General features: G+C 65.9%; 22 protein-coding genes. 10 read left to right on the top strand and 12 right to left on the bottom strand.

From position 1 onward, the window contains the following. Positions 1 to 5: 5 nt before the first annotated feature. Entirely contained in the window at positions 6 to 1,130 is a 1,125-nt protein-coding gene (locus K6L26_RS17970; protein ID WP_221851018.1) for an FAD-dependent monooxygenase, read from the top strand. Here K6L26_RS17970 and ppc read toward each other — a convergent pair. After that, positions 1,127 to 3,931 carry a phosphoenolpyruvate carboxylase gene (gene ppc / locus K6L26_RS17975; RefSeq protein WP_221851019.1) on the bottom strand — a complete coding sequence of 935 codons (2,805 nt, stop codon included), beginning with the start codon at positions 3,929 to 3,931 and terminating at the stop codon, positions 1,127 to 1,129. The genes K6L26_RS17970 and ppc overlap by 4 nt on opposite strands. A gap of 191 nt (positions 3,932 to 4,122) precedes the next feature. On the opposite strand from ppc, the gene K6L26_RS17980 reads away from it, so the two are divergent. From K6L26_RS17980 to deoC, 7 genes are read left to right on the top strand one after another with little or no spacing between them, the layout of a single operon-like run. Further along, the gene (locus tag K6L26_RS17980) at positions 4,123 to 5,109 is read left to right on the top strand and encodes a substrate-binding domain-containing protein (RefSeq protein WP_245008610.1); all 987 of its coding nucleotides are present in this window, start codon (positions 4,123 to 4,125) and stop codon (positions 5,107 to 5,109) included. A gap of 26 nt (positions 5,110 to 5,135) precedes the next feature. Continuing rightward, positions 5,136 to 6,227, top strand: coding sequence for a galactitol-1-phosphate 5-dehydrogenase (locus K6L26_RS17985; protein ID WP_221851021.1), 1,092 nt, complete (start codon positions 5,136 to 5,138; stop codon positions 6,225 to 6,227). Positions 6,228 to 6,230: 3 nt separating this feature from the next. Continuing rightward, complete coding sequence (locus tag K6L26_RS17990; protein ID WP_221851023.1) at positions 6,231 to 7,790, top strand: FGGY-family carbohydrate kinase; 1,560 nt, start codon at positions 6,231 to 6,233, stop codon at positions 7,788 to 7,790. Beyond that, positions 7,790 to 8,746, top strand: a complete 957-nt coding sequence (locus K6L26_RS17995) for a sugar-binding transcriptional regulator (protein ID WP_036389810.1) — start codon at positions 7,790 to 7,792, stop codon at positions 8,744 to 8,746. The genes K6L26_RS17990 and K6L26_RS17995 overlap by 1 nt, the downstream gene beginning before the upstream one ends. Beyond that, a complete protein-coding gene (locus K6L26_RS18000) occupies positions 8,743 to 10,290 on the top strand; it encodes a sugar ABC transporter ATP-binding protein (RefSeq protein WP_221851025.1) in 1,548 nt (515 codons plus the stop codon). The genes K6L26_RS17995 and K6L26_RS18000 overlap by 4 nt, the downstream gene beginning before the upstream one ends. Beyond that, positions 10,283 to 11,290 carry an ABC transporter permease gene (locus K6L26_RS18005; RefSeq protein WP_221851027.1) on the top strand — a complete coding sequence of 336 codons (1,008 nt, stop codon included), beginning with the start codon at positions 10,283 to 10,285 and terminating at the stop codon, positions 11,288 to 11,290. Before K6L26_RS18000 ends, K6L26_RS18005 begins: the two co-directional genes overlap by 8 nt. 33 nt (positions 11,291 to 11,323) lie before the next feature. Next, positions 11,324 to 12,019, top strand: coding sequence for a deoxyribose-phosphate aldolase (gene deoC / locus K6L26_RS18010; protein ID WP_221851029.1), 696 nt, complete (start codon positions 11,324 to 11,326; stop codon positions 12,017 to 12,019). 82 nt (positions 12,020 to 12,101) lie between these two features. Here the strand turns inward: deoC and secG are convergent, their stop codons facing one another. The 8 genes from secG to K6L26_RS18050 form a co-directional block, all read right to left on the bottom strand. Beyond that, positions 12,102 to 12,335 carry a preprotein translocase subunit SecG gene (gene secG, locus K6L26_RS18015; protein ID WP_019348649.1) on the bottom strand — a complete coding sequence of 78 codons (234 nt, stop codon included), beginning with the start codon at positions 12,333 to 12,335 and terminating at the stop codon, positions 12,102 to 12,104. A gap of 45 nt (positions 12,336 to 12,380) precedes the next feature. Next, positions 12,381 to 13,166 (bottom strand): triose-phosphate isomerase, encoded by a 786-nt coding sequence (tpiA, locus tag K6L26_RS18020; RefSeq protein ID WP_019348650.1) that lies wholly within the window; start codon positions 13,164 to 13,166, stop codon positions 12,381 to 12,383. Between the two features lie 24 nt (positions 13,167 to 13,190). Then, positions 13,191 to 14,414 carry a phosphoglycerate kinase gene (locus K6L26_RS18025; protein ID WP_221851030.1) on the bottom strand — a complete coding sequence of 408 codons (1,224 nt, stop codon included), beginning with the start codon at positions 14,412 to 14,414 and terminating at the stop codon, positions 13,191 to 13,193. A 5-nt stretch (positions 14,415 to 14,419) separates the two neighbouring features. Then, entirely contained in the window at positions 14,420 to 15,442 is a 1,023-nt protein-coding gene (gene gap / locus K6L26_RS18030; protein WP_019343917.1) for a type I glyceraldehyde-3-phosphate dehydrogenase, read from the bottom strand. A gap of 82 nt (positions 15,443 to 15,524) precedes the next feature. After that, positions 15,525 to 16,517, bottom strand: coding sequence for a phospholipase D-like domain-containing protein (locus K6L26_RS18035; RefSeq protein ID WP_019343916.1), 993 nt, complete (start codon positions 16,515 to 16,517; stop codon positions 15,525 to 15,527). Then, the gene (locus K6L26_RS18040; RefSeq protein WP_064893997.1) at positions 16,514 to 18,289 is read right to left on the bottom strand and encodes an ABC transporter ATP-binding protein; all 1,776 of its coding nucleotides are present in this window, start codon (positions 18,287 to 18,289) and stop codon (positions 16,514 to 16,516) included. Before K6L26_RS18040 ends, K6L26_RS18035 begins: the two co-directional genes overlap by 4 nt. Before the next feature lie 129 nt (positions 18,290 to 18,418). Further along, on the bottom strand, positions 18,419 to 19,333 hold the full coding sequence (locus tag K6L26_RS18045; RefSeq protein ID WP_221851032.1) for a sterol desaturase family protein: 915 nt from the start codon (positions 19,331 to 19,333) through the stop codon (positions 18,419 to 18,421). Between the two features lie 6 nt (positions 19,334 to 19,339). Next, entirely contained in the window at positions 19,340 to 19,996 is a 657-nt protein-coding gene (locus K6L26_RS18050; protein ID WP_221851034.1) for a TetR/AcrR family transcriptional regulator, read from the bottom strand. A gap of 208 nt (positions 19,997 to 20,204) precedes the next feature. Between K6L26_RS18050 and K6L26_RS18055 the strand changes: the two genes are divergently transcribed. Both K6L26_RS18055 and K6L26_RS18060 read left to right on the top strand, forming a co-directional pair. Further along, the gene (locus tag K6L26_RS18055) at positions 20,205 to 21,110 is read left to right on the top strand and encodes a YwqG family protein (RefSeq protein WP_221851036.1); all 906 of its coding nucleotides are present in this window, start codon (positions 20,205 to 20,207) and stop codon (positions 21,108 to 21,110) included. A gap of 189 nt (positions 21,111 to 21,299) precedes the next feature. Beyond that, a complete protein-coding gene (locus K6L26_RS18060) occupies positions 21,300 to 22,412 on the top strand; it encodes a DUF805 domain-containing protein (protein ID WP_064893994.1) in 1,113 nt (370 codons plus the stop codon). Positions 22,413 to 22,426: 14 nt separating this feature from the next. Here the strand turns inward: K6L26_RS18060 and whiA are convergent, their stop codons facing one another. From whiA to rapZ, 3 genes are read right to left on the bottom strand one after another with little or no spacing between them, the layout of a single operon-like run. After that, a complete protein-coding gene (whiA, locus tag K6L26_RS18065; protein WP_085980342.1) occupies positions 22,427 to 23,404 on the bottom strand; it encodes a DNA-binding protein WhiA in 978 nt (325 codons plus the stop codon). Further along, positions 23,401 to 24,459: a uridine diphosphate-N-acetylglucosamine-binding protein YvcK gene (gene yvcK / locus K6L26_RS18070; protein ID WP_019343776.1), complete on the bottom strand. Its 1,059-nt coding sequence runs from the start codon at positions 24,457 to 24,459 to the stop codon at positions 23,401 to 23,403. Before yvcK ends, whiA begins: the two co-directional genes overlap by 4 nt. Continuing rightward, positions 24,456 to 25,370, bottom strand: coding sequence for an RNase adapter RapZ (rapZ, locus tag K6L26_RS18075; protein ID WP_047040534.1), 915 nt, complete (start codon positions 25,368 to 25,370; stop codon positions 24,456 to 24,458). The genes yvcK and rapZ overlap by 4 nt, the downstream gene beginning before the upstream one ends. Between the last annotated feature and the right edge of the window lie 18 nt (positions 25,371 to 25,388).

Consider the following 25,388-nt stretch of genomic DNA (forward strand, 5'->3'; position numbering starts at 1 on the left):
ACACCATGGATATCGCCATCGTCGGCGCCGGCCTCGGCGGGCTGTCGGCCGCCGTCGCCCTGCAGCGCCACGGCCACCGCCCCGTCGTGTTCGACAAGACCCGCGAGCTCGGCGAAGTCGGCGGCCCGCTGGGCATCTCACCACAGACCCTGCGGTTGTTCTCTCAGTGGGGCATCCTCGACGCCTTTACCGGAATCTCCTCTGCCACCCGATACTTCGAGAACCTGGATCAACTCGGCCGCCTGGAGACGATTACCGATTACTCGGCCCCGCCCCGGCAAGGCGCCGAGCACGGCCGGTTCGGTTATGCCGATGCCGACGTCGCGCCCCGTACCGTGCACCGCGCCGATCTACACAGCCTTTTGGTCTCGGCCGTCGGATCCGACCAGGTACGGCTTCGTCATGAGCTCGCCGACATCACCGAGCGAGATGACCATGTCCAGCTCACCTTCTCCAGCGGCGAGGTAGTGCGGGCAGGCTTGGTGATTGCGGCCGACGGCCTGCGCTCGACGGTGCGAAAGATGTTCAGCAGCAACGACATTCACTACTGCGGATCGGTGATCTTCCGAGCCGTGAGTCCGGCCGACTGTCTCGGCCTCCCCAACGATCGGCTCCGCTCCTGGCATTCGGCGGACTATGCCAAACACGTCATCTCCATGCCGGTGCGGGCCGGCCGACAGGTTGCTGTCGATGCCACTCTCGGCGTCGATGAGCCACCGCTGCATCTGTGGTCTGCGCGAGCCGATCTGGAGTCGCTGGCTTGCCAGTTCGACGAATTCGACCCGGCCGTCGGGCGGTTGCTGCGCGCCGCAACCGGCCCGGTGTACATGCACCCCGTCTACGACCGAGATCCCATCGACCTCTGGACCAGCGCACGTATAGCGCTACTCGGGGACGCAGCGCACCCCATGACCCCGTTCGGCGGTCAGGGCGCCAATCAGGCCATCCAGGACGCCGCCGAGTTGGCCGCACAGATCGCCACCGCGCCGGAAGACGGCTTCGGCCCGGCCCTGCGCCGCTACCAACACATCAGAACCGAGCAGACCGCCGAAATTCAGCGTGCAGCACGCGGTTACGCCGACCGCCGAGCCAGGATGTCCCTGAGACTGGCTGACATCCTGGTGGGTTAACCGCTGTTGCGGAGCGCTGTCGCCAAACCGCTCATGGTAAGCAGGATTCCGCGCTGGACCAGTTCATCGGCATCTCCGGCGCGATACCGGCGCAGCAGCTCGACCTGGAGGTGATTCAACGGTTCGAGGTACGGGAACCGGTTGAACACCGAGCGCGCCAACGCCGGGTTGTCGGCCAGCAGGTCGTCCTGGCCGGTGATGAGTTTGTACATGGCGATGGTGCGATCGTGCTCGGCGACGATCTTGTCGAACACCCTGGCCCGCAGTTCCGCGTCGTCGACCAACTCGGAATACCGTGCCGCCAGGCCCATATCGGACTTGGCCAGCACCTGTGCCATGTTCGAGAGCACGGTGCGGAAGAACGGCCAACGCTCGTAAAGGTCCTGCAGTACCGCGACCCGGGCCTCGTCCTCGCCGATCCACCGCTCGAACGCCGTGCCGGTGCCGTACCAACCGGGAAGCATCACCCGGGACTGACTCCAGGCCAGCACCCATGGGATGGCCCGCAGATCGGCTATCGACGTGGTGGGCTTGCGGGAGCTGGGCCGGCTGCCGATGTTGAGCGCACCGATCTCGCTGACCGGTGTCGACGCCTTGAAGTACTCGACGAATCCCGGTGTCTCGTGAACCAGTTCGGCATAGGACCGCTGCGCCAGGGCGGCCAGCTCATCGAGCACCTGATACGCGGGCTCGGCTTCGTCACCCAGACCCTCGACATCGAGCAGCGTGGATTCCAGTGTCGCGGCCACCAGCGTCTCCAGGTTGCGGTGCGCGATCCGCGGCTCGGCGTACTTGGCGGCGATCACCTCGCCCTGCTCGGTGATCCGCAACGAGCCCTTCACCGCGCCGGGCGGCTGCGCCAGGATCGCGTCATAGCTGGGGCCGCCGCCACGGCCCACGGTGCCACCGCGGCCGTGGAACAGCCGCAACCGAATCCCGGTTGTGCGCGCGGCCTCGACGAGGTCCAACTCGGCCCGGTACAGCGCCCAGTTCGCCGCCAGGTAGCCGCCGTCCTTGTTGGAGTCCGAGTAACCCAACATCACTTCCTGCTGGTGTCCACGCGCGGTGACGATGCTCCGATACACCGGAAGGTCGAGCGCCGCTTCCAAGACCGCTGCACCCTGATGCAGATCCTCGATGGTTTCGAACAGCGGCACGATCCCGACGGGCGCGTATACCGCCCCGTGCGCCGCACCCGAAACATCTAGCAAGCCGGCCTCTTTCAACAGGATCGCCGCTTCGAGTAGATCGGACACCGACTGGCACATCGAGATGATGTAGTTGGGTACGGCCTGGGCACCGAAGACGCTGACCGCCCGCGCTGCGGCACGCACGATGTCGAGTTCCTTGCGGGCCAGCTCCGACAACTCCGCACCCTCACCGGTCAACGGGCGGCGGGTCGAGATCTCGCGCGCTAGCAGTTCCACCCGCTGCGGCTCGGGCAACGATGCGTAGTCGGAATGCACTCCGGCCCAGGCCAACAGCTCGGCGACCACCTGCTCATGCACCTCGGAGTTCTGCCGCATGTCCAACCCGCACAGATGAAAACCGAACACCCGCACCGCTTCCCGTAGCCGGGCCAGCCGATCGTCGGCCACCACCACACTGCCGTTACCGCGCAGAGAGGCGTCCACCACATCGAGGTCGGCCAGGAATTCCCCCGGCGCCCGATAGGGTTCGAGGCCCAGGTCGAGTTCGTGTTCTGGTTGCTCGTCGAGGATTTCGCGGCCGGTGGCGGTCAACCGGGCGTGGATGACTCGCAGTGCCCGCCGGTACGGCTCGTCCGCACGCGCCGGCTCGTGACAGGCATCGGCCAGCGCGGTGAGCTCGTCGCTGACCGTGACCAGCCGGGCCGACATCGACAGCTCTTCTTCCAACGCGGTCATCTCGGTGAAGTAGTGCGCGAAAGCGACGTGTGCGGCTCGTCCGGTGGCCAGCCGGACCACGCCGGCGTCGACGTTGGGGTTTCCGTCGCGATCCCCGCCGATCCAGCTGCCCGGCCGCAGGATCGGCTGTTGCAGCAGGTCCACCTCGGGCCATCGGGCCCGCAAGGCGGTCCGCACCTCGGCATTCACCTGGGGTATCACTTCGAAGAACGCCGCTGGGTAGTACCGCAGGCCGGTTTCGATCTCGTCGGAGATCTTCAGCCGGGACAACCGCACGAGGGCGGTCTGCCACAACGTGAGGATGTGGCGGCGCAACTCGATGTCGATGTCGCGACCCTCGGCGGTACGGGTCTGCCCGTGCAGCCGCAGCCTCATCAGCTCCGTCACCCGATGCTGGGTGTCGAACACGGTGCGGCGCCGCGTCTCGGTGGGATGCGCGGTGATGACGGGTGCGACCAGGGCTCCCGACAGTGCGTCGGCGACGCCGTTGCCGTCCAAACCCGCCGCGTCCAACTTGAGATACGTCGCAGCCAAGCTGCTGTCCTGCGGCGGTTCGCCGGCCGCTTCATGCACCGCCCGGCGCCGCTCCCGATGGATGTCCTCGGCCACATTGGCCAGCAGTGCGAAGTGGGTGAACGCCCGGATCACGGGGATGGCCTGATGGACATCGATGCCGGAGAACAAGGCGGCCAGCTCGGCCCGGTCGATCTCTGAGCGACGGACCCGGAAGGATTCCACTCGCGCCCGCTCCACCAGGTCGAAGACCTCCGGGCCGTTCTGCTCACGCACGGTGTCACCGAGAATGGTGCCGAGCAGCCGGATGTCCTCGCGCATCGGCTCGGTGGCCTCACGGCCTATGGGAGTGCGCTGAACCGCGCCGATCGGGTCGAGTGTGGTCTCGCCGGGTTCCGCCATGCGTCCAGTATCGGCGTGACACCGATGGGCTGCAGGGCCAGCGGCTTTGCACTGACCAGGCTGGCGGGACCCTGTTCTGCTCATATGAGCAAAGTTATGCGCATATGTTGACTCGCTCACAGGTCCGTTCCTAACGTGATGGCCGTCATGCGTCGCCCCCCTTTTCCCGAGGCGCATAGCGAGGAGGAACAGTGAGATTCACCAGAGCTTCGAAGATGGCGCTCGGGGCCGCGGCGGTTATGGCAGTCGTCGCGGCATGTTCGGTGCCGGGTGACAACACCACCGAGAGCGTGACGACGGTGACCGACGGGCCGGTGAAGATCGGCTTCAGCCAGGCCACCCAGCAGAGCCCGTTCTACGTCGCGCTCACCGATGCCGCCAAGGCCGAGGTCCAGGCGCAGGGGAACGAATTCTTCCACGCCGACGCCAACGGCGATGTCACCAAGCAGAACAACGACGTCCAAGATTTGATCACCCGCGGGGTGAACGTGCTGGTGATCAACCCGGTCGACCCGAAAGGCGTCACGCCATCCTTGGCCGCCGCACAGGCCGCCGGCATCAAGGTGATCACCGTCGACCGTCCTGTCGAAAAGGGTGCCGCATCGTTCGTCGGACGTGACAACAAGGCCATGGGTGAGCTGGTCGGTAGGGCGGCCGCCGAGACGCTCGGGCCGACCGGCGGCAAGATCATCCAGATTCAGGGTGACGCGGGCGGTGCGGTGGCCCGCGATCGCCGGGACGGATTCCTCGCCGGGGTGTCGGCCCAGCCTGCCATCACTGTCGTGGACGGGCCCTACTGCGACTACACCAGGTCGAAGGCGGTCACGGCCATGCAGGATCTGCTGCAGGCCAACCCTGATCTGAAGGCCGTCTACGCCCAGAACGACGACATGGCGCTGGGCGCCCTGCAGGTGCTCACCGAGAACCACCGCGCCGACGTCAAGGTATTCGGAGTGGACGGCTTGATGGAGGCGGTACGGGTCATTGCCAACGGCGACCAGTACGTCGCCACCGCACTCAACGATCCCGACTCCGAAGGCAAGCTGGCGATCCAGACCGCGGTCAAGGTCGCCCGAGGTGAGTCGGTGCCCGAATTCGTCGACGCGGGAACGAGTCTGGTGAACAAGTCCAACGCGCCGACCCTGGAAGGCGAATCCACCTTCGCCGCCGGCAAATAGCCAAGACATACAAGGAGACAAGCTCAATGACAACGGAGGCCACTGCCCCGGTGAGTCGGTCGGTCGCGCCGCCCCCACCCACGACGATGACCGCGGCGGTGATGTACGCCCCCGGCGACATCCGAGTCGAACCCGCTCCCGTACCGAAACCGGGCCCCGGCGAGGTGCTGCTCAAGGTCGCCGCATGCGGAGTGTGTGGCTCCGACATCCCACGGATGCTGCGCAACGGCGGGTACGTCATGCCCATCATCTGTGGGCATGAATTCTCCGGCTGGGTAACCGAACTCGGTGCCGGCGTCTGCGGCTTCGAGATCGGCGAACTGGTATCGGTACCGCCGCTGATCCCCTGCCGCAACTGTGACTTCTGCGCCAAGGGTGCGTTCGGACTGTGCGAGAACTACGACTACTTCGGCAGCCGTTCCGACGGCGCCTACGCGCAATACGTGGTCAGCCCGGTGGGCAACCTGCTGAAGCTGCCCGCGGGTATCGATCCCCGCGCCGCTGCGATGCTGGACCCCGCCGCCATCGCCCTGCACGGATTGTGGAAGACCAACCTGCGAGCCGGACACCGGGTCCTCGTCATCGGCGCCGGGCCGATCGGACTGTTCGCCGTGCAATGGGCGAAGCTGCACGGGGCCGGACAGATCGTGGCCGTCGATCTCAGTGAGGAGAAGGCTGCGATGGCCCGGGGAGCCGGTGCCACCCACGCGGTACAGGGCGTCGAGGAAGCCCGCGCTCTCGGTGGACGAGGCTTCGACGTCGTGCTGGAGTCGGCCGGGGTACCTGCCACCGCCGACATGGCGGCGAATCTGACCGGCCCACATGGTCATGCGGTCTTCGTAGGCATTCCGCACGCACCCGTCACGCTGGACAAGGACACCTTCAACAAGTTCATGCGACTGGAAACCAGCCTGCACGGATCGTGGAACTCGTTCTCGGCGCCGTTCCCTGGCGACGAATGGCGCACCTCGGCTGCGATGATGGCCGCAGGAAAACTGAAGTGGGAGTTCATGATCACGCACGAACTGCCGCTAGCGGACCTGCCCACGATGATGCAGCAACTCGGCGAGCGGTCGGTCTTCTCGTCCAAAGTGCTGTTCCTGCCCAACAAGGACTGAGAGATGGGTATTCTCCTGACGATCGACCTCGGTACCGAGGGCGCCCGCGTCGGCGCCTTCACCGAGGACGGCACCGCACTGGGCACGGCGCACCGGCCGTACTCGACGCACCACCCGCGGCCAGGCTGGGCCGAGCAGGACCCGCGGGACTGGTGGGCCGCGATCAGCGCCGCGAGTCGTCAGTTGCTCGCCAGCGAATCGTGCCGGGCAGCCGGTCAGGTCGTATCAATAGCGGCGTCGACCACCGCCTCGACGGTAGCGGTGGTCGACGCGGCGGGTACACCGTTGCGCCCGGCGATCTTGTGGATGGACGGTCGCGCTGCCGCGGAATCGGAACGCACCGCGCAGCTGAATCCACAACACCCGATCCTCGACTGGTCGGGGGGCTCCGATGCCGCCGAGTGGCTGCTGCCAAAGGCGATGTGGCTCAAGAAACATGATTCCGATGCATACCGGGCGGCCGCGCGGATCGTCGAAGCCGTCGACTACCTCACCTTCCGGCTGACCGGACGATGGGTCGGATCGCAGATGAACGCGGTCTGCAAGTACAACTACGACGCCCTCGTCGGCCGGTTCCCCACCGAGCTGTATGCCGCACTGGGGATGGATGATCTGGCGGCAAAACTTCCGGACGAGATCGTCTCCGTAGGAAGTGTGGCCGGAACCCTCACCGACAGCGCCGCAGCCGATCTCGGCATCGAGCAGAGGCCGGTCGTCGCGGTGGGCGGCATCGATGCACACGTGTCCCTCCTGGCCTGCGGCGGCAGGACTGACGGGCTGGTGTCGATCGTGTCGGGCACGTCGTCGGCCGTCGTCACCGAGGTGGATGCGCCGGTCACCTCCAACGAGGTGTGGGGGCCGTACCCAAACGCGTTGACACACAACAAGTGGCTGGTCGAAGGCGGCCAGGTGAGCAGCGGTTCGGTACTCAAGTGGACCGGCGAATCGATCATGGGCGTGCCCCGCGACCAACTGCCGGGGCTGATCGACCAAGCCGCCACCGTCGACCCGGCGTCGCATGGGTTGCGGGCGCTGGACTACTTCATGGGCAACCGCACACCCCATCGCGAGGTCCGGCTGCGTGGAGCGGTGGTCGGGCTGACCCTGGGCACCACGAAGGCCGAACTGTACCGGGCGATGGTCGAAGCAGTCGCCTGCGGGACCCGCAGCGTCATCGACTCGTTCGAACGATCCGGTGTGCCGTGCACACGCCTGGTGTTCTCCGGTGGAATCGAACGAAACACATTGTGGCAACAGGTTACGACCGATGTGCTGGGGCGGCCGGCCGAGCTGGTGATCGGCGAGAACCTGACGCTGCGGGCCTGCGCCGTGATCGCTGCCACCGCCTCGGAGATCGTGCCCAGCCTGAGCGCGGGCTCGCAGCTGTTCGCTCCGCGCGTACGGCCACTGGAACCGGACCCGAAGCGAATCGCCGTGTACGAGCAGACGTTTGCCGACTATCAAAGGCTGACTGCCGCGCTGCGCCCGATCATGTGTGACACGGTTGACGGTGACACCGGTCCTGCGGCAATGATCCGTGGACCGTTCCGGGTGGTGCGGTGATGAGCGCGACCGCCGACCGCAGCCATACCGATCTGCTGCTCTATGTGGCGCAGTGCTATTACGAGCAGGGCCGCACCCAGGAAGACATCGGATCCGAACTCCACTTGACCCGGTGGAAGGTCGGACGCCTGCTCGACGAGGCCCGGGGCGTGGGCCTCGTCCAGATCAAGATCGTTCACCCACAGGCACGTCGGGTCGAGCTAGAGGCGAAGATGCGTAGCCGGTTCAACCTCCGCGAATGCGTGGTGGTGCCGGGCCCCGACCCCAGCGAGCCGCCAGGTGAGCACGTCGCCACCGCGGCTGCCAACTACCTGAAGTCGAATTCGTCGTGGATCACCACCCTGGGTGTTTCCTGGGGCAACACCCTGCAGCAGATCGCTGCGGTACTGCCGGTTGGATGGACCAGCGGGATCGAGGTCATCCAGATCAACGGTGGCGTCAGCCGGTCCGTTCATCCGACAAAAGCCGCCAATATCGTCACCAGCATCGCCCACAGTGGCAGTGGCCAGGCCACGCTGTTGCCGGTGCCGGCGATCGTCGAGCGGATCGAAACCCGCGATGCGCTGTACGCCGAGGGATTCGTGGAGGATGTGCTGTCCCGGGCCCGCCAGGCAGACGCGCTCCTGTTCTCGCTGGGCGCGCTGAGTCCGACATCAGTACTCGTCGAATCCGGTGCCGTCACCCCGACCGAACTCAGTCTGCTCGAATCGGCCGGAGCCTGCGGCGACATCCTGGCCCACTACATCACCGCCAACGGCGACGTGGCCTATCCCGACATCGACAGGCGCACAGTGGGTTTGAGCCTCGACGACGTCAAAGGCGCCAACTGCGCCATCGCGGTGGCGGCCGGACCGCGCAAAGTGCCGGTCGTCATAGGCGCCCTGACCAGCGGCATGTGCTCAGTCCTGATCACCGACGAACCCACGGCCAACACCGTGCTCGGAGCACCGGCATGACACCTGGCCACAACGCCGAAACCACGCTGGCGGAAAAGCCTGGGAGTCTTCGGTCGACACCGGCGCTGCAAATGCAGGGCATCGTGAAGAACTTCCCCGGCACCAGAGCCTGTGACGGCGCGACCCTGGAGGTCGCCCGTGGCGAGGTGCACTGCCTGCTGGGCGAGAACGGCGCCGGCAAGAGCACGATGATGAAGATCCTGTCGGGGTTCTACACCCCGGACTCCGGCACGATTGCCCTCGACGGCGAGCAGGTCGCGTTCAACTCTCCCATCGGAGGAGTCCGCGCCGGCATCAGCACCATCTATCAGGAACTCGATCTGGTTCCGGACCTGACCGTGGCGCAAAACCTGTTCCTCGGCCATGAGCCGCGGCGCGGCCCGCTCGTCGCGCGCAGAGAGCGGGATCGCCTGGCGGCCGAGGCAATCGCGCGGGTCGGCGGCCGCTTCGTACCGTCGGACGTCGTCGCCGACCTCTCGGTCTCCGATCAGCAGCTCACCGCAATCGCCAAGGCGCTCACCACCGATGCCCGCATCATCGTGATGGATGAGCCCAGCGCCACGCTCACCGATCACGACCTCGCCGAGGTGTTTCGCGTCATCCGGGAACTCACCGCCGCGGGCAAATCCGTGATCTATATTTCGCACCGCCTCGACGAGGTGAAGGCGATCGGTGACCGAGCCACCGTCATGCGGGACGGGGCCACCGTCGGCGTGTACGACATCCCGACGGTGACCAAGGACAACCTGGTTGAAGCCATGATCGGACGCGCCCTGCGCGCCCAATCTCCCCGTCGGCCCCGCCAAAACGGGGACGGAGCCGAGCTGTTGAGCATCCGCCGCGCCGCGATCGCAGGAGTGATCGACGTATCCGGCATCACCGTCGAGCGTGGCCAGATTGTCGGGCTGGCCGGACTGGGTGGCGCGGGCCGCTCCACGTTGCTGGCCACGTTGTTCGGCGACAGAGCCGCGGAGCTCGACCTGAGCCTGGCCGGTACCGACATCACCCGGCTGACTCCGCGTGACGCAGTCCGGGCCGGGATCGGGCTGGTCCCCGAGGACCGGAAGAGCCAGGGTTTGTTCCTGGAGCAGTCGATCCTGCGCAACGCCGGGATCGCCGCGTTGGCACCGTTCGGCCTCAACCCGATGAAGACCGCCGGCCGGTTGTGTCTGCCGGCGCTGCAGCGCCTGGGCGTGAAGTTCTCCAGCGTGGACCAGCCCGTCGGTCAGCTCTCTGGCGGCAACCAACAGAAGGTGGTGCTGGCCAAGTGGATGGCCCGCGGGATCGACCTGCTGTTGCTGGACGAGCCCACCCGGGGCTTGGACGTAGGTGCGAAAGACGATCTGTTCGAACAGGTTCGGGCACTTGCCGAAGCCGGAGTGGGGGTGCTGATGGCATCCAGCGAGATGAGCGAACTAACTCAGAACTGCGATCAGATCTGGGTCATGCACGAGGGCAAGAACATCGCGATGTTCGACCCGAGAACCGCATCGGCGGCGGAGATCTCCCGCTGCGTAGTCACAGGAAGAACCGACAATGACTGATCTACTGCGGGGAACGGCCCGGCCGGCCCCATCCGCCCAGGCCGGTACGGTGCGCACGCGCCGACAGAACATCATCGTGCGGTTCAATCTACTGTTCATCTTCGTGGCACTGGTCGTGGTGGCCGCCGTCACCGCGCCACAGTTCCTTTCCTCGCAAAACCTGGCGAACCTGCTGCAACAGTCCAGCCTCACCGGCATCGTGGCGATCGGGATGACGGTGGTGATCCTCACCTCCGGAATCGACCTCTCGGTGGGCAGTGTCGCAGCATTATCCGGAATGCTGGTGGCCATCCTGATCGGATTCGGAATCGCCTGGCCGTTGGCCATGGCGCTGGCGATCCTCAGTGGGCTGGTGGCCGGCGGCATCATGGGCGGTTTGAGCTCGTATCTGGCGCTGCCGGCGTTCATGGTGACCTTGGCCGGGATGCAGAGCATCCGCGGGCTGACCTTCCTGACCACCAACGGCACTCCCACTACCGCCGAAATCCCTGTGGGTCTGCGGTTTCTGGGTGCCGGAGCGATCGCCGGCATCCCCGTCGTCGGGCTGATTTTCGTGGCCACAGCTCTCGTCGTGGGTCTGGTGCTACGCCGCACCACGTTCGGCGAGCACATATACGCGGTCGGTAGCAATGCCAAAGCTGCCCGGTTGTCGGGTTTGCCGGTGCAGCGCATCACCACCGCGGCGTACGTGATCTGCGGCGGTCTGGCCGCGCTGTCCGGGGTGCTGCTCACCGCCCGGCTCACCATCGGCCAACCCAACGCCCACACTGGCCTCGAGCTCGATGCCATTGCCGCAGTGGTGCTCGGCGGCACCAGCCTGTTCGGCGGAAAGGGCGGCGTGATGGGCACCTTCATCGCCGTTCTGCTGCTGTCGGTGCTGCGCAACCTGTTCAACTTGCTGGGCTTGAGTTCGTTCTTCCAGATGCTGGTGACCGGACTGATCCTGATCGCGGCGTTGATCATGAACTATCTGCTCGACCGCCAGACCAAGACCGCCTGAAACTCCAAGCAACAACGGAAGGTTCCGAATTCGATGACCAGCGTCACTCCGACAGCGGCAGAGACCGCCGCGATGATCGACCACACCCTGCTCAAACCCGAGGCGACCGCCGCCGACGTCGAGCTTCTAATCGCCGATGCAATCGAGCTGGGCACCTATTCGGTATGTGTATCGCCTTCGATGCTGCCCGTCGAAATCCCCTCCGGTTCGACCCTCAAACTCGCCGCGGTCTGCGGCTTCCCCAGCGGGAAGCACAGCTCGGCTGTCAAAGCCGCCGAGGCCGCCGAGGCTGTCGGCCACGGCGCCGACGAGATCGACACGGTGATCGACATCGGAGCGGCCAAGGCGGGCGCCTACGACCGCGTCGAAGCCGACATCGCTGCCGTCCGGGCCGCTGCGCCGGCACCGACGGTACTGAAGGTGATCATCGAATCCGCCGCATTGACCGACCAGGAGATCATCCAGACGTGCCGAGCCGCGGTGGCGGCCGGAGCCGACTTCGTCAAGACCTCGACCGGCTTCCACCCGTCCGGAGGAGCCACGGTGCACGCGGTCGAACTCATGCACCGTACCGTTCGCGACAGCGGGCTGGCGGTGAAAGCGTCGGGCGGAGTGCGCACCCTGGAGCAGGCACGGGCCATGATCGCTGCTGGGGCGACACGGCTGGGAGTATCCGGATCACGGGCACTGCTGAGCGCAGCCGGACCAGAGGAAGTAGCAGGCTACTGAGCCGCCGACACAAACGAGAGCCGCCCCGGTAGTGATATCGGGGCGGCTCTTGTTTGCTTGCGTAGCGGACCTCGGCTAGCCGTCAGCTGTACTTGATCAGCAGCGCGACGCCGACGATCGAGACCAGCCAGATACCGGTCACGAACAGCGTCAGGCGGTCGAGGTTCTTCTCGACGACGGTAGAACCGGACAGGCTGGACTGGACACCGCCACCGAACAGGGTGGACAGACCGCCACCTTTGGCGCGGTGCAGCAGCACCAAGAGCACGACCAGCACGCTGGTCACGACCAGAGTGATCTGCAGAGCCAATTCCATGGCTGTAAGACTACCGGGTGCGGTGTCCGGCCCAGGTCCCCGGGGTTACGGCAGCGGTCCGCCGGCCGCGATGGCCGACAAGGTGGCGAACTGCTCACCGTCCAGCGAAGCGCCGCCGACCAGCGCGCCGTCCACGTCGCCCTGCGCGACGATCTCGCCCACGTTCTTGGCGTTGACCGAACCGCCGTAGAGCACTCGGACGCCGGCGGCGAGCTGCGGTGACGAGAGGTTGCCCAACTCGTCACGGATGGCCTTGCAGACCTCTTGAGCGTCGGCCGCGCTGGCCACGCGGCCGGTGCCGATGGCCCACACCGGCTCGTAGGCGATGACGGCCTGGCCGATCTGCTCCTTGCTCAGACCGGCCAGGGAGCCGCGCAGCGAGTTCACGTTGTACTCGACATGGTTGCCCGCCTCGCGCACCTCAAGCTGCTCACCGATGCAGATGATCGGGGTGATGCCGTGCTTGAACGCAGCGGCCGCTTTGGCCGCCACCACCGCGTCGTCCTCGTGGTGATACGTACGCCGCTCGGAGTGTCCCACCACGACGAAGCTGCAGCCGAGCTTCGCCAAGAACGCCCCGCTGATGTCACCGGTGTAGGCGCCCGAGTCGTGTTGCGACAGATCCTGCGCCCCGTAGGTCAGACGCAGCTTGTCCCCGTCGACCAGCGTCTGCACACTGCGCAGATCGGTGAACGGCGGAATGACGGTGACATCCACTTTGTCGAAGTACTTGTCCGGCAAGGCGAATGCGATCTTCTGCACCAGCGCGATGGCCTCGAAATGATTGAGGTTCATCTTCCAGTTGCCGGCGATGAGCGGCTTACGGGCCATGTGTGTCCTTAACTCCCTGTACGGCTATTTCAGGATTTCGATACCGGGCAGCTCTTTGCCCTCCAGGTATTCCAGGGACGCCCCGCCACCGGTCGAGATGTGCGAGAAGCCGTCCTCGGGCAAGCCGAGCTGACGCACCGCGGCCGCCGAGTCGCCACCACCGACGACGCTGAATGCGCCCTTCTCGGTGGCACCGATGATCGCCTCGGCCACTCCCTTGGTGCCCGCCGAGAATGCCGGGAACTCGAACACGCCCATCGGGCCGTTCCAGAACACGGTCTTGGCGTTGGACAGCAGGGCGGTGAAACGCTTGACCGACTCCGGCCCGATGTCCAGGCCCATCTTGCCGTCCGGGATACGGTCGGAGGCCACGGTCTCCGGCTCGGCGTCGGCGGCGAACTTGTCGGCCACCACGATGTCGACGGGCAGGTGGATCACGTCGGCGTAGGTATCGAGCAGGCGCTTGCAGGTGTCGATCATCTCCTCCTGCAACAATGAGGTACCGACCGAAACCCCTTGTGCAGCAAGGAAGGTGAAGCACATGCCACCACCGATGATGAGGCTGTCGGCTTTGGTGGCGAGGTTCTCGATCACCGCGAGCTTGTCCGAGACCTTGGACCCACCGAGGACCACGGCGTAGGGCCGTTCGGTCGAGCTGGTCAGCTGCTCGAGCACCTTGACCTCGGCGTCGACCAGCGTGCCGGCGTAGTGCGGCAGCAGAGTGGCGACGTCGTAGACGGAGGCCTGCTTGCGGTGCACCACACCGAAGCCGTCGGAGACGAACGCGCCCGGCGAACCGTCCGCGCCCTCGACCAGGGCAGCCAGCGCCTTGGCCAGGGCCAACCGCTCGCCGTCGTCCTTGCTGGTCTCGCGGGGATCGAAGCGGATGTTCTCCAGCAGCAGCACGTCACCGTCGGTCAGGCCCTCGGCGCGGGCCAGGGCATCGGTGCCGACCACGTCACCGGCCAGCTGCACGTGGCGACCGAGCTTGTCCCCCAGCGCCGCGGCGACCGGCGCCAGCGACAACTTCGGATCCGGGGAGCCCTTCGGGCGGCCGAGGTGCGCGGTGACGACAACCTTGGCGCCGGCCTCGGCCAGCGCCCGCAGCGTCGGCACCGAGGCGATGATGCGTCCGGGATCGGTGATCTGCCCCTGGTCGTCGAGGGGGACGTTGAGATCGGAGCGGACCAGAACGCCGCGCCCTTCTACGCCCTCGGCCAACAGGTCTTCGAGTGTCTTGACTGCCATTGTTATTAGAGCGACTTCCCTACCAGAGCGGCCAAATCGACGAGGCGGTTGGAGTAGCCCCACTCGTTGTCGTACCAGGAGACGACCTTGGCCTGATTGTCGATGACCTTAGTCAGGCCGGAGTCGAAGATCGAACTGTGTGGGTCGGTGACGATGTCGCTGGACACGATCGGCGCGTCGTAGTACTTCAAGATGCCCTTCATCGGGCCCTCCGCGGCGGCCTTCATCGCGGCGTTGATCTCGTCGGCGGGCGCCGGCTTGGCCAGCTCGGCAGTCAGGTCGGTGACCGAACCGGTGGGCACCGGCACCCGCAGCGCGTAGCCGTCCAGTTTTCCCTTGAGCTCGGGCAGTACCAGGCCGATGGCCTTGGCGGCGCCGGTGGAGGTCGGCACGATGTTCAGCGCAGCAGCCCGGGCGCGGCGCAGATCCCGGTGCGGCCCGTCCTGCAGGTTCTGGTCCTGGGTATAGGCGTGGATCGTGGTCATCAGTCCCTTGACGATGCCGAACTCGTCGTTGAGGACCTTGGCCAGCGGCCCGAGGCAGTTGGTGGTGCAGGACGCGTTGGAGATGATGTTCTGGCTGCCGTCGTACTTGTCGTCGTTGACGCCCAGCACGATCGTGATGTCCTCGTCGGTGGCCGGGGCGGAGATGATGACCTTCTTGGCGCCGGCGTCGAGGTGGCCCTGGGCCTTGTCGCGCTTGGTGAAGATACCGGTGGACTCGACGACGACGTCGACGCCGAGGTCGCCCCATGGCAGGGCGGCCGGCCCCTCCTTGACCTCGAGGGCCTTGATCGACTTGTCGCCGATGACGATGGTGTCGTCACCCTCGAGGCTGACGTCCTGCGGCAGGCGGCCGAGAATCGAATCGAACTTCAGCAGGTGAGCCAGGGTGGCGTTGTCGGTGAGGTCGTTGACCGCCACGATTTCGATGTCAGTGTTCTTGCCCTCGGCCTGCTGCGTTGCCAGGGCGCGGTAGAAGTTGCGCCCGATGCGGCCGAAGCCGTTAACGCCTACCCGGATGGTCACGTGATTCTCCCTCGGTTGCCGTTTAACTGCCCGCCGCCAGCCTAGTGCCGAAAATGCGCCACTGTGCGGCTTGGCCAGTGCATCAGATGTCGCGGTCCCGTAGGGCGAGTTGATCGACTTCGTGTGGATCCTGACCGACCAGATCGGCGATGAGTCCGTCGTCCGAGAGGTCCATCCGCTCCGAATGTTTCCAGTCGTGGTGAGCCACTTCGTTGAGGCGCTTGATGATGTGGTGATCGGTCACTTCGATGGCCAATTCGCGTCGATGGTCGAAGCTGCCCGGGGAGAAGTTGATCGAGCCCACGATGGCCCGCTCGTGGTCGGCCAGGATCATCTTGGCGTGCAGCTTCATGTGCTTGAGCCGGTGGATTTTGATGCCGACGTCGTCGAGGATGCGCATCCCGCTCACGCCCTCGAGCAGCTTGCCCGACTTGAGATGGTGGGCCGCACGGGCCATGACGTGAACTTTCACCCCCCGATGCGCGGCACGGACCAGACGCTCGATGATCACCGGGTCCTGGTAGCGCTCGTTCTGGACGAACAGGGTGTGCTTGGCGCTGTCGATGAACTCGGCGATGCGATGCCTGCCGTTGGTCGGGCACCAGATCAGGTGAGACCCGCCGCCGGGATCGAATTCTTCACGCGCCCAATCCGCTTCGAAGCAGTCGATGATCTCGGCGACCTCATAGGCGCTGGGAGTGACGACGGCGTAATCGCGGGTGACCGTGAAGTTCTCCTCGGTCCAGTTCAACGACTCGACGAAGGCGTAGTGGTCGTCGACGACCATGGACTTCTCGTGCGTCAGGTCGAAAGCGGGGTTGCTGTGGCGGACCTCGATACCGAACCGCTGCAACATCTCCCGCGCGGTGTCGTTGTCGGTCACGCCGTCGCGCCGCTCCGGGTTCAGCATGACCTTGATGTCCACACCGCGCCGGTGAGCGGCCACAACTGCTTCCAGCAGCGCCGGATGGCTGAAGGCGAACATCTTGATCCGCACGGACCGCTCGGCGCCGCCGATCGCATCGATCACGGGCTTGGCGGAGTCGTCGGGCAGGATAATCAGCGAACGCGTCACGTTGTCTCGTCCTCGTATTGGATGCGGTGCAACTCGGCGTATCTGCCGCCGGCGGTCAGGAGCTCGGTGTGCGTGCCCTCCTCGACCACCCTGCCCTCCTCGAGCACGACGATCTTGTCCGCGTCTCGAATTGTGCTGAGCCGGTGGGCGATCGTGATCACGGTGCGTCCGGCCATCAACCGCTGCAACGCCGACATCACCAGGTGCTCGGACTCCGCATCCAGGGCCGCGGTCGGTTCGTCGAGGATGAGGATGGGGCTGTCCCGGATCAGCGCGCGGGCGATACCGATGCGCTGACGCTGACCGCCGGAGAGGGTCATGCCCCGCTCCCCGACCGGGCTGTCGTAGCCCAGCGGCATTGCCGAGATGAACTCGTGAGCATTCGCCAACTTGGCCATCTCGATGATCTCGTCGTGACCGGCGTCGGGCCGGCCGAAGGCGATGTTGTCGCGGATGGTGCCGCGGAACAGCACCGTGTCCTGCAAGACGTAGGCGATCTGGCTGCGTAGCTCATGGAGTTTGTAGTCCCGCAGGTCGACCCCGTCGATCCGGACGCTGCCCGCACTCGGGTCGTAGAACCGCGGAATCAGGCTGACCAGACTGGATTTTCCGCTCCCGGTGTGCCCGACGACGCCGACCAGCTGACCGGGTTGCACCTCGAAGGTGACCTCACGCAGCACAGGCGTCTCGCTGTCGTAGCCGAACGCCACCCGGTCGAAGCTGATCGCGCCCGTGAGCTGCTCGGGCTCGACCGCGTCGGGTTTCTCCTGAACCGATGTCTCGGCAGTAAGCAGGGCGTTGACGCGATCCACGCCGACGGAAGCCATGGCGATGGTGTTGGTGAGCTTGGCCAGATCCTGGACCGGTTTGAAGAAAGAAGCCAGATACGAGATGAACACGGTCAGGGTGCCCGCCGTCATCGCACCGGCGAGGATGAGCGCCGACCCGCGCCACAACACCAGCGCGGTGCAGGCGGCCACCACGACGCCCACGATCGGCGACACCACCGATTTCACGCGACGCGCGTTGAGCGCCGCGTCGACCGCCTGTTGACCGGCCAGCGCCAACTGGCGTTCCTGCATGTCCTCGCGATCGAATGCCTTGACCACCCGGATGGATTGCAGGCCCTCCTCGGCGACCGCGACGATGTCGGATTCGCGTTTGCGCACTTCGTGGGTCGCGGCCTTGACGGCCTTCCGGATGCGCGACACGAACAGCAACAACAGCGGCGCGACCGCGAGCGCGATGAGCGTGAAATCCCACTGCAGCCACAACATCATGGCCAACATGCCCACGATGGTCAGCAGATCGGTCGCGATGCCCAGAGTCGAGGACGACGCGAAACCCTGGATGGTGTCGACGTCATCGGTGAGTGTGCTCAGGATCGGGCCCACCCGGTGGGTGTCGAAGTAGTTGAGGGACAACTGCTGCAGGTGGTGGTAGGCCCGGGTCCGCAGATCGTTGCCGATGCGCTGGCCGACGGTTTCGGTCAGGTAGTTGGAGACGTATGACGCCACCGCTGCCACCACGGCGATGACCAGGACCATGATCGCGGCCAGACCGGCGATGTGCATCTTGCCCTCGCCGCCGAGCAGCGGCTGCAGCATTCCGTGGAGCCAACCCGGCAGCGGGTGGTGACCGACCACGCTGTCCAGCACGACTTTCAACGGCCACGGCGCGGCCAGGCCGGTGGCGATCTGCACCAGCAGCACCGCGAAGATACCCGCGACCAGCAACCGGTACGGACGGATCAGCTCAAGAATCAGTCTCATCTGCGACCGCTGCCTCAATCGTGGGGTTGACGTCGAAGTTTGTCGCAACACACTACAACGCCGCGGTGACGTCGGCGTGTCTCACGGACGACAATCCGGCACGGGGCGGCAACGACCGGGGCCGACGGGTCAGCGGGCGACGCCCTGGACGGACAGCTCCTGCGCCTCAGTTTCGACAGTCGTTGCGGTCTGGGTGTTTTCACGCCACCCGGGCGGACCGAAGAGATAGCCGAGCCGCCCGCGCCAGGTGCGGGCCCCCCAGACGTCGCCGATCATGGCCACGAACTCGTGGTAATTGACCTTGATCGGGTTGTGGGTATCGATGTTCTTGGTCAGGCCGTAACGCACGGGTTCGTCCTCGGCCACGAACGTGCCGAACATTCGGTCCCACAGGATGAAGATCCCTGCGTAGTTCTTGTCGAGATACGGGTTGTTGGCGCCGTGATGCACCCGATGGTGCGACGGGGTGTTGAACACGAACTCGATTGCGCGAGGCAACCGGTCGATGCGCTCGGTGTGGATCGGGAACTGGTAGAGCAGCACGATCGACTGCGACAGGAATACCAGCCACGCCGGAATGCCGACGAGCGCCAAGCCCACGAAACCGACGGTGGACAGGAACGATCCGGGAATCAGCCACGACAAGCGCAGGGCCGTGGACAGGTTGAAGTACTGGCTCGAGTGGTGCACGTTGTGCGCGGCCCAGAACATCCGGACGCGGTGCGACATCCGGTGTTGCACGTAGTAGGCCAAGTCGGCCAACACGATGGCCAGCACCCACACCCACCAGTGCGACGCCGACAGGTGCAGGGGCGTCACGGCCGCGGCGACCGCCACCATGGGAACGGCCATGAATTTTTCCAGCGGCCGCAAAACGATGCCCAGCGCGTAGATCGACAGGTTTGTGCCGGTGTCCCGCCATGACACCCCGGACCGGGCCCGAGCGGAATCGTCGTCTTTGTCGAAACGGTAGCTGAGGAACTCGACGGCCATCAGGACGAGGAAGGCGGGCATGGCGTAGAGCCCGATGCGGACGGGGTCCATCTCCGGTTACCTCGTGTCTTTCTTGTTGTCTTTCTTGGGCATACCGGCCAGCTGCCAGGCCAGGGCCTGACCGAAGAGCTCTTCGGGAACGCGATCGCGGTCGATGCGCCGCTGCCGGATCAAACCCTGGAAGAGCGCGAGAACCACCACGGCGAATCCCTCCACCGAAACGCTGTCATCGATGTCGTTGCGTTCCAATGCATCAGCGAGGATCTCGCGCAGCGACGCCAGGGTGCGCGCCGAGCGGCCGCGCAGCGTCTGCATGGAATCGGGATTGCGCACGGCGTGCAACCAGAATTCGGCCTGAATCGCCTCGAACTCGATGTCGTTGTCGGCGATCTCGACCAGTACGCGACCCAAGGCGCTCAGCGGTCCCCCGCCGGCGTTCCCGGCGATGGTCTGCACCACCTGATCGAGCCGTCCCGAGGCCCGCTCGTTCATCAGCTCGGAGAACAGTTGCTCCTTGCTGGAGAAGTTCGAGTAGACGGCGCCGACCGAGTATCCCGCCGCCGCGGCGATCTCATCCACCGATGCCGCGGCGTACCCCTTGCGCGCACAGGTTTGGGCGGCAGCATCCAGCAGCGCCGCCCGCGTCCGAGCCTGAGCTTCGGCCCTGGTCAGCCGCGCCGGCGGCGCGTCCACGTCACTTCGTTCATCGACCACATTTCAGATAGTAACCGTTATCTGAAATTTCGGATAGTGGTTGCTATCCGAAACTGCGGGATCGCGGCGGCCGTCGGCGATAATCGGCGGGTGTCCTCCTTCGGCATCCGCAGGCACGAGCCGCAACGGTGAGACATGCCGGGCCGAAGCGGGACCGCCGGTCTCCAGCGAGTTTTCGACGCTTCCGACACCGTCAATGAGGGAACAAATGGAATCGATCGAGACCGTGCGCCGACGCGTTGCGGCTGCCGGACGTGAACATCTGGGCGACGAACTCGGAGCGCAGTGGGCATCGATGTTGATCGAGGGCACCCGCTTACGGGCATCCGGCCCGCCCGCGAGAGTCGCTTCCCTGCCGGGCGCAGCGTCAACCCAAGCGGTCGGTCACCTGGGCGGGCCGGCTCCCCTTCCGCGAGATACCGAGTGGCCGACGTGGAGCGGTTACGGTCCGCTGACGCACATCGCCACCCTCGACTGCCGGAAACTTGTGCCGTACATGCCGGAATCGCTGAACGCGGCCGGGTTCCCGCCGGACGGGCTGCTGTCGTTCTTCTTCTTCGACGGCCAGATCGACGACGGCTTAGAACTCGTCGGCGCTTTGTTCGGAACCGACGACGGCGCCAGAGTGATCCATACCCCGGCGGATGTGCCGGTCGTGCTGACCGAGCCTCCATCGCCGATCACTGCCTATCGGGAAGTCGAGCTTCTGGCCGAGCCGATCCTGACCTGGCCGACGTGGGAGCACCCGGACCTTCACTACGAAGACCTGCCGGCGCAGGGATGGAGCGGTGTGTTCGAGACATTGGACGCCGTGCGGCAAGCAAATCCCGGACCTCTTCATCAGGTCGGCGGCCACCCTGATCCGGTTCAAGGCCCCGTCGAGGTCGAGATCGCCTATGGGCAGCTGAGCGCCGGCGGACGCAACCAGCTCAATTGGAGTGATCCCGCCATCACGGTGGAATCCCGCCGATGGCAGCTCCTCGCCCAGTTCGACACCGACGACAATGCCGGATTCATGTGGGGCGACTGCGGCATTCTGTACTTCATGATCCGCCCAGAAGACCTCGCGGCGAGGTCCTTCGACCGCGTGAGCGTCACGTGGCAGTGCTGCTGACGACGCGATTCACAACCGCCAGCGGCGGCCGCGCTGCCGGTGACGCAGCGCATTTGGCCGGCCAGTAGCTGCGTTTCAGCCGAAGTCGCACTCTGATAACACATTTCGCATTGCGCACCTGGCGCGGATGATGCGGTGTTAGCGTGCGCCAGAGAGTGCATCCAACCGAATAGTTCAGCAGAGGAATCCGTGACCCGCAGCGAGGAAACCCCGTCCCAACCTGTCGGCGCGACCGATCCGAGCGATCTCACCTTGCCCCTCTACGGGGCGACATTCGGCCAGGCCGTGTCACGCTTCGTCCGCAGCTACGCCCGCTTCTCCGGGCGCGCGTCCCGCAGCGAGTACTGGTGGGTCGTGATGGCATTCGCCGCTGTTGCGATTCTGTGGGCGGCATTGGCGGCTGCAGTCGGGGACGACAGCGCACTCGGGCCGACTTTCCGGGTGATTGCGGTGGTATTCGTGCTGGCGTGCGTGGTTCCCAGCTCGGCACTGTTGGCCCGCCGGCTTCAGGATGCCGACCGGTCACGCTGGCTCGCTCTGCTGATCATGGTGCCCTACATCGGTTTCGTGTTCCTGATCGTCGTCGGCGTGCTGCCCTCCAAACCGCATCGCGAGCAGTTCGACCACTCGACCTCTGCCGCAAGCGACGGCGATGAGTCTCCCGGCTGGGATGCGATCGATGCCGCACTCGCACGGCTCTACCCGGGACTCGACGGCGCCGCACCCCATTTCGGACGCACCGATGCCCGTCTGCCCGGCGAGGGGATTTGGGGAATCACCGCCTACCCGAATACATCAGGCCCGCAACCTCACTGGCACCTCGTCACGTACGGGTTCTCCAACGTGTTCGAATCCGACCCGTCCTCCGACGAGCACGACATCTGGGCAGACTTCGAATGGACCTTTCGAGTCGCCGCCGACATCGACCTCACGCAACCACTGGCGCCGCAGGTGCCGACGTGGGCGGTGCTCCTGCTGCAGCGGTTGGGCGACCTGGTTTTCAGTGGCAGTGAAGCACTCGACGTGGGTCACCGAATTCAAGTCGGCGGACCCATCACGCTGGGCGAGCCCCGAACCGAACTGACCGCCATCATGTTCGGGAAAGACCCTCAACTCGGGCAGATCGATACCGGTTTCGGCGCCCTGCGCTTCGTACAACTGGTCGGCGTCACCGCCGACACCGTGGCCGCCGCGCAATCATTGGGTGACGGAGTAGACGGGACACTTGAGATGCTCGAGAGAATGGCCGGGTCCAATCCGCTGCTCGTGACAGACATCAAGCGCGGTGCCCACCTGACGTAGACGCGAGTTCCAGCTCAGGCGTCGTCGAGCAGGTCCGGGGTGACCGCAGACTCGGTGTCGGGAATCCCGTCTTGCTTCGCCTTGCGGTCGGCCATCGACAGCAGCCGCCGGATACGGCCGGCCACAGCATCTTTGGTCATCGGCGGATCGGCGAGCCGGCCCAGCTCTTCCAGCGATGCCTGCCGGTGTTCGACCCGCAGCTTGCCTGCCGCAGCCAGATGATCGGGCACCCCCTCACCCAAGATGTCCAAAGCCCGCTCCACCCGGGCAGCCGCGGCCACCGCGGCACGCGCCGAGCGGCGCAGGTTGGCATCGTCGAAATTGGCCAGGCGGTTAGCCGTGGCGCGGACCTCGCGGCGCATGCGCCGTTCCTCCCACGTCAACCGGGTGTCCTGGGCACCCATGCGAGTCAACAACGCGCCAATCGCCTCGCCGTCACGCACCACCACCCGATCGCTGCCACGCACCTCCCGGGCCTTGGCGCTGACTCCGAGCCGGCGGGCCGCACCGACGAGCGCCAGTGCCGCCTCCGGGCCGGGGCAGCTGACCTCCAGAGCCGACGACCGTCCCGGCTCGGTCAACGATCCGTGGGCCAGGAACGCCCCACGCCACGCCGCTTCGGCGTCACCGACACTGCCGCCGACCACCTGTGCGGGCAGGCCGCGCACCGGGCGGCCACGAAGATCGAGCAATCCGGTCTGTCGTGCCAGCGCCTCACCGTCAGCGGCGACCCGCACCACGTACCGGGTGTTCTTGCGGATCCCGCTGGCGGACAGCACGTGCACCACGGCGTTGTACCCGTAGAGGTCGTAGATGTCCTTACGCAGACGGCGAGCGATGATCCCGAGGTCGACCTCGGCTTCGACCACCACCCGGCCCGCCACGATGTGCAGGCCGCCGGCAAAGCGCAACAACGACGCCACCTCCGCGCGACGAGCGCTGACCGAGTTGACTACGAGACGGCTCAGCTCGTCCTTCACCTCGGCTGTCATCGCCACGGATCGTCCCCTCTCGGTGTATTCGGCGCCGGCTCCTGGCGCGCCATGTCGACCGACCTCGCTGCGGGCGTGGGAACGGTGGGCTCCTGCACGGCACCGGGCGCCATCGCGCGCAGCCGGACACCCTCAAGCGCCGCGGCCAACTTCGCCGGGTCATGTAAAGGTGTACCAGGTCGAGACACGTCAGCAAACTCAACACGGGCGTTGAGGATGTTGGCCGTGCGGCTGAGTTGCTCCCGTTCGCGGTCGCTCGGCACCCGGCTGGCATCGACGATGATGTCATGCACGCTGAAGTCCGGGGCATGCTGGGCCAGAACGTGGATGTGGCGCTCGGCGGAGAACCCCGCCGTTTCGCCCGGCTCGGCCGCCAGATTCAAGACCAGCGCCCGCCGCGCCGTCGTCGACCGCAGCGCCGCCGCCAACTGCGGCACCAACACGTGTGGGATGACACTGGTGAACCACGAGCCCGGCCCGAGCACCACCAGGTCGGCGCTCATGATGGCCTCGACCGCCTGCCGGGTTGCCGGTGGATCGCCGGGCAGCAGCCGTACCCGGCGCACCTTGCCGACCGTCGTGGCAATCGCCACCTGACCGCGGATCACCCGGCTCATCCGAGGATCGGATTCCAGCCCCGCGACGTCGGCCTCGATCTGCAGGGCAATCGGGCACATCGGCAGCACCCGGCCCTTGACCCCCAGGATGCGCCCGAGCTCGTCGAGCGCGGCAACCGGATCGGCCAGGACCTCACTGAGCCCCGCCAGGATCAAATTGCCGATCGGATGGCCGGCCAGTGCGCCGCTGCCACCGAAGCGGTGCTGGATGATGGTTGCCCACAATCGACCGTGCGGACTGTCAGAGGCCAACGCCGCCAACGCCATTCGCAGATCACCAGGCGGCACCACATCGAGTTCGCTGCGCAGCCGGCCCGACGATCCGCCGTCGTCGGCGACCGTCACCACGGCCGTCACATGTGGGCTGAGCCGACGCGCTGCGGACAGGGTGGCGTACAACCCATGCCCTCCACCGAGGGCCACGATGCGGGGGGTCATTCGCGACCCAGATCCCGGTGCAGCACGTGCACGGTCAGCCCGTCACCGCCCTGCAAACGCTCCGCCAGCGCCTCGGCGATCGCCACACTCCGATGTTTGCCGCCGGTGCACCCGATGGCGACGGTCATATAACGCTTCCCCTCCCGGCGGTAACCGGCGATCACCACGTCCAACAGACGATGGTAGGTGTCCAGAAACTCCCTGGCCCCCGCTTGCCCCAGCACATAGTCACGCACATCCGGATGCTGACCGGTGTGCGGCCGCAGCTCGTCCACCCAGTGCGGGTTCGGTAGGAACCGGACGTCCATCACCGTGTCCGCGTCCATCGGCAGGCCGTACTTGTAACCGAAAGACTCCACCGTGACATTCGTGTACGCGACGGTCTCACCGCCGAACGCCCGCTCGATGCTCTCACGCAGGGCAGGCACCGGTAGGGCGGACGTGTCGATCACCAGATCGGCGGCTGCCCGCACCGGCGCCAGCAACGCCCGCTCGGCAGCGATCCCCTCGGCCAATGTCTGAGTGCCCTGCAACGGGTGGCTACGCCGGTTCTGTTCGTAACGACGGACCAGGATGTCGTCGGACGCCTCGAGGAACAACACCCGTGGGGTGATGCTGCGGGCCGCCAGCTCGTTGCGAACCCAATCAAGATCACCGGTGAATCCGCGCGACCGCACATCCATCACCACGGCGAGCTGCGTGATCCGTGACCCGGCGGCCAACCCCAACTCGACCATGCGGGCGATCAGCTCCGGCGGCAGGTTGTCGGCGACGTACCAGCCGAGGTCCTCCAACACCTTGGCAGCGGTGCCCCGGCCCGCGCCGGACAGTCCGGTGACCAGCACTACGTCGATATCCGAATCCGCGTCCGCACCACCGACGATGCCGCCCTCGCGCAGATGTTCATTCATGCGCGACCCGCCTGGCTA

This window comes from Mycobacterium farcinogenes (genome assembly GCF_019739075.1).
In the GTDB taxonomy this organism is placed as follows: Bacteria; Actinomycetota; Actinomycetes; order Mycobacteriales; family Mycobacteriaceae; genus Mycobacterium; species Mycobacterium senegalense.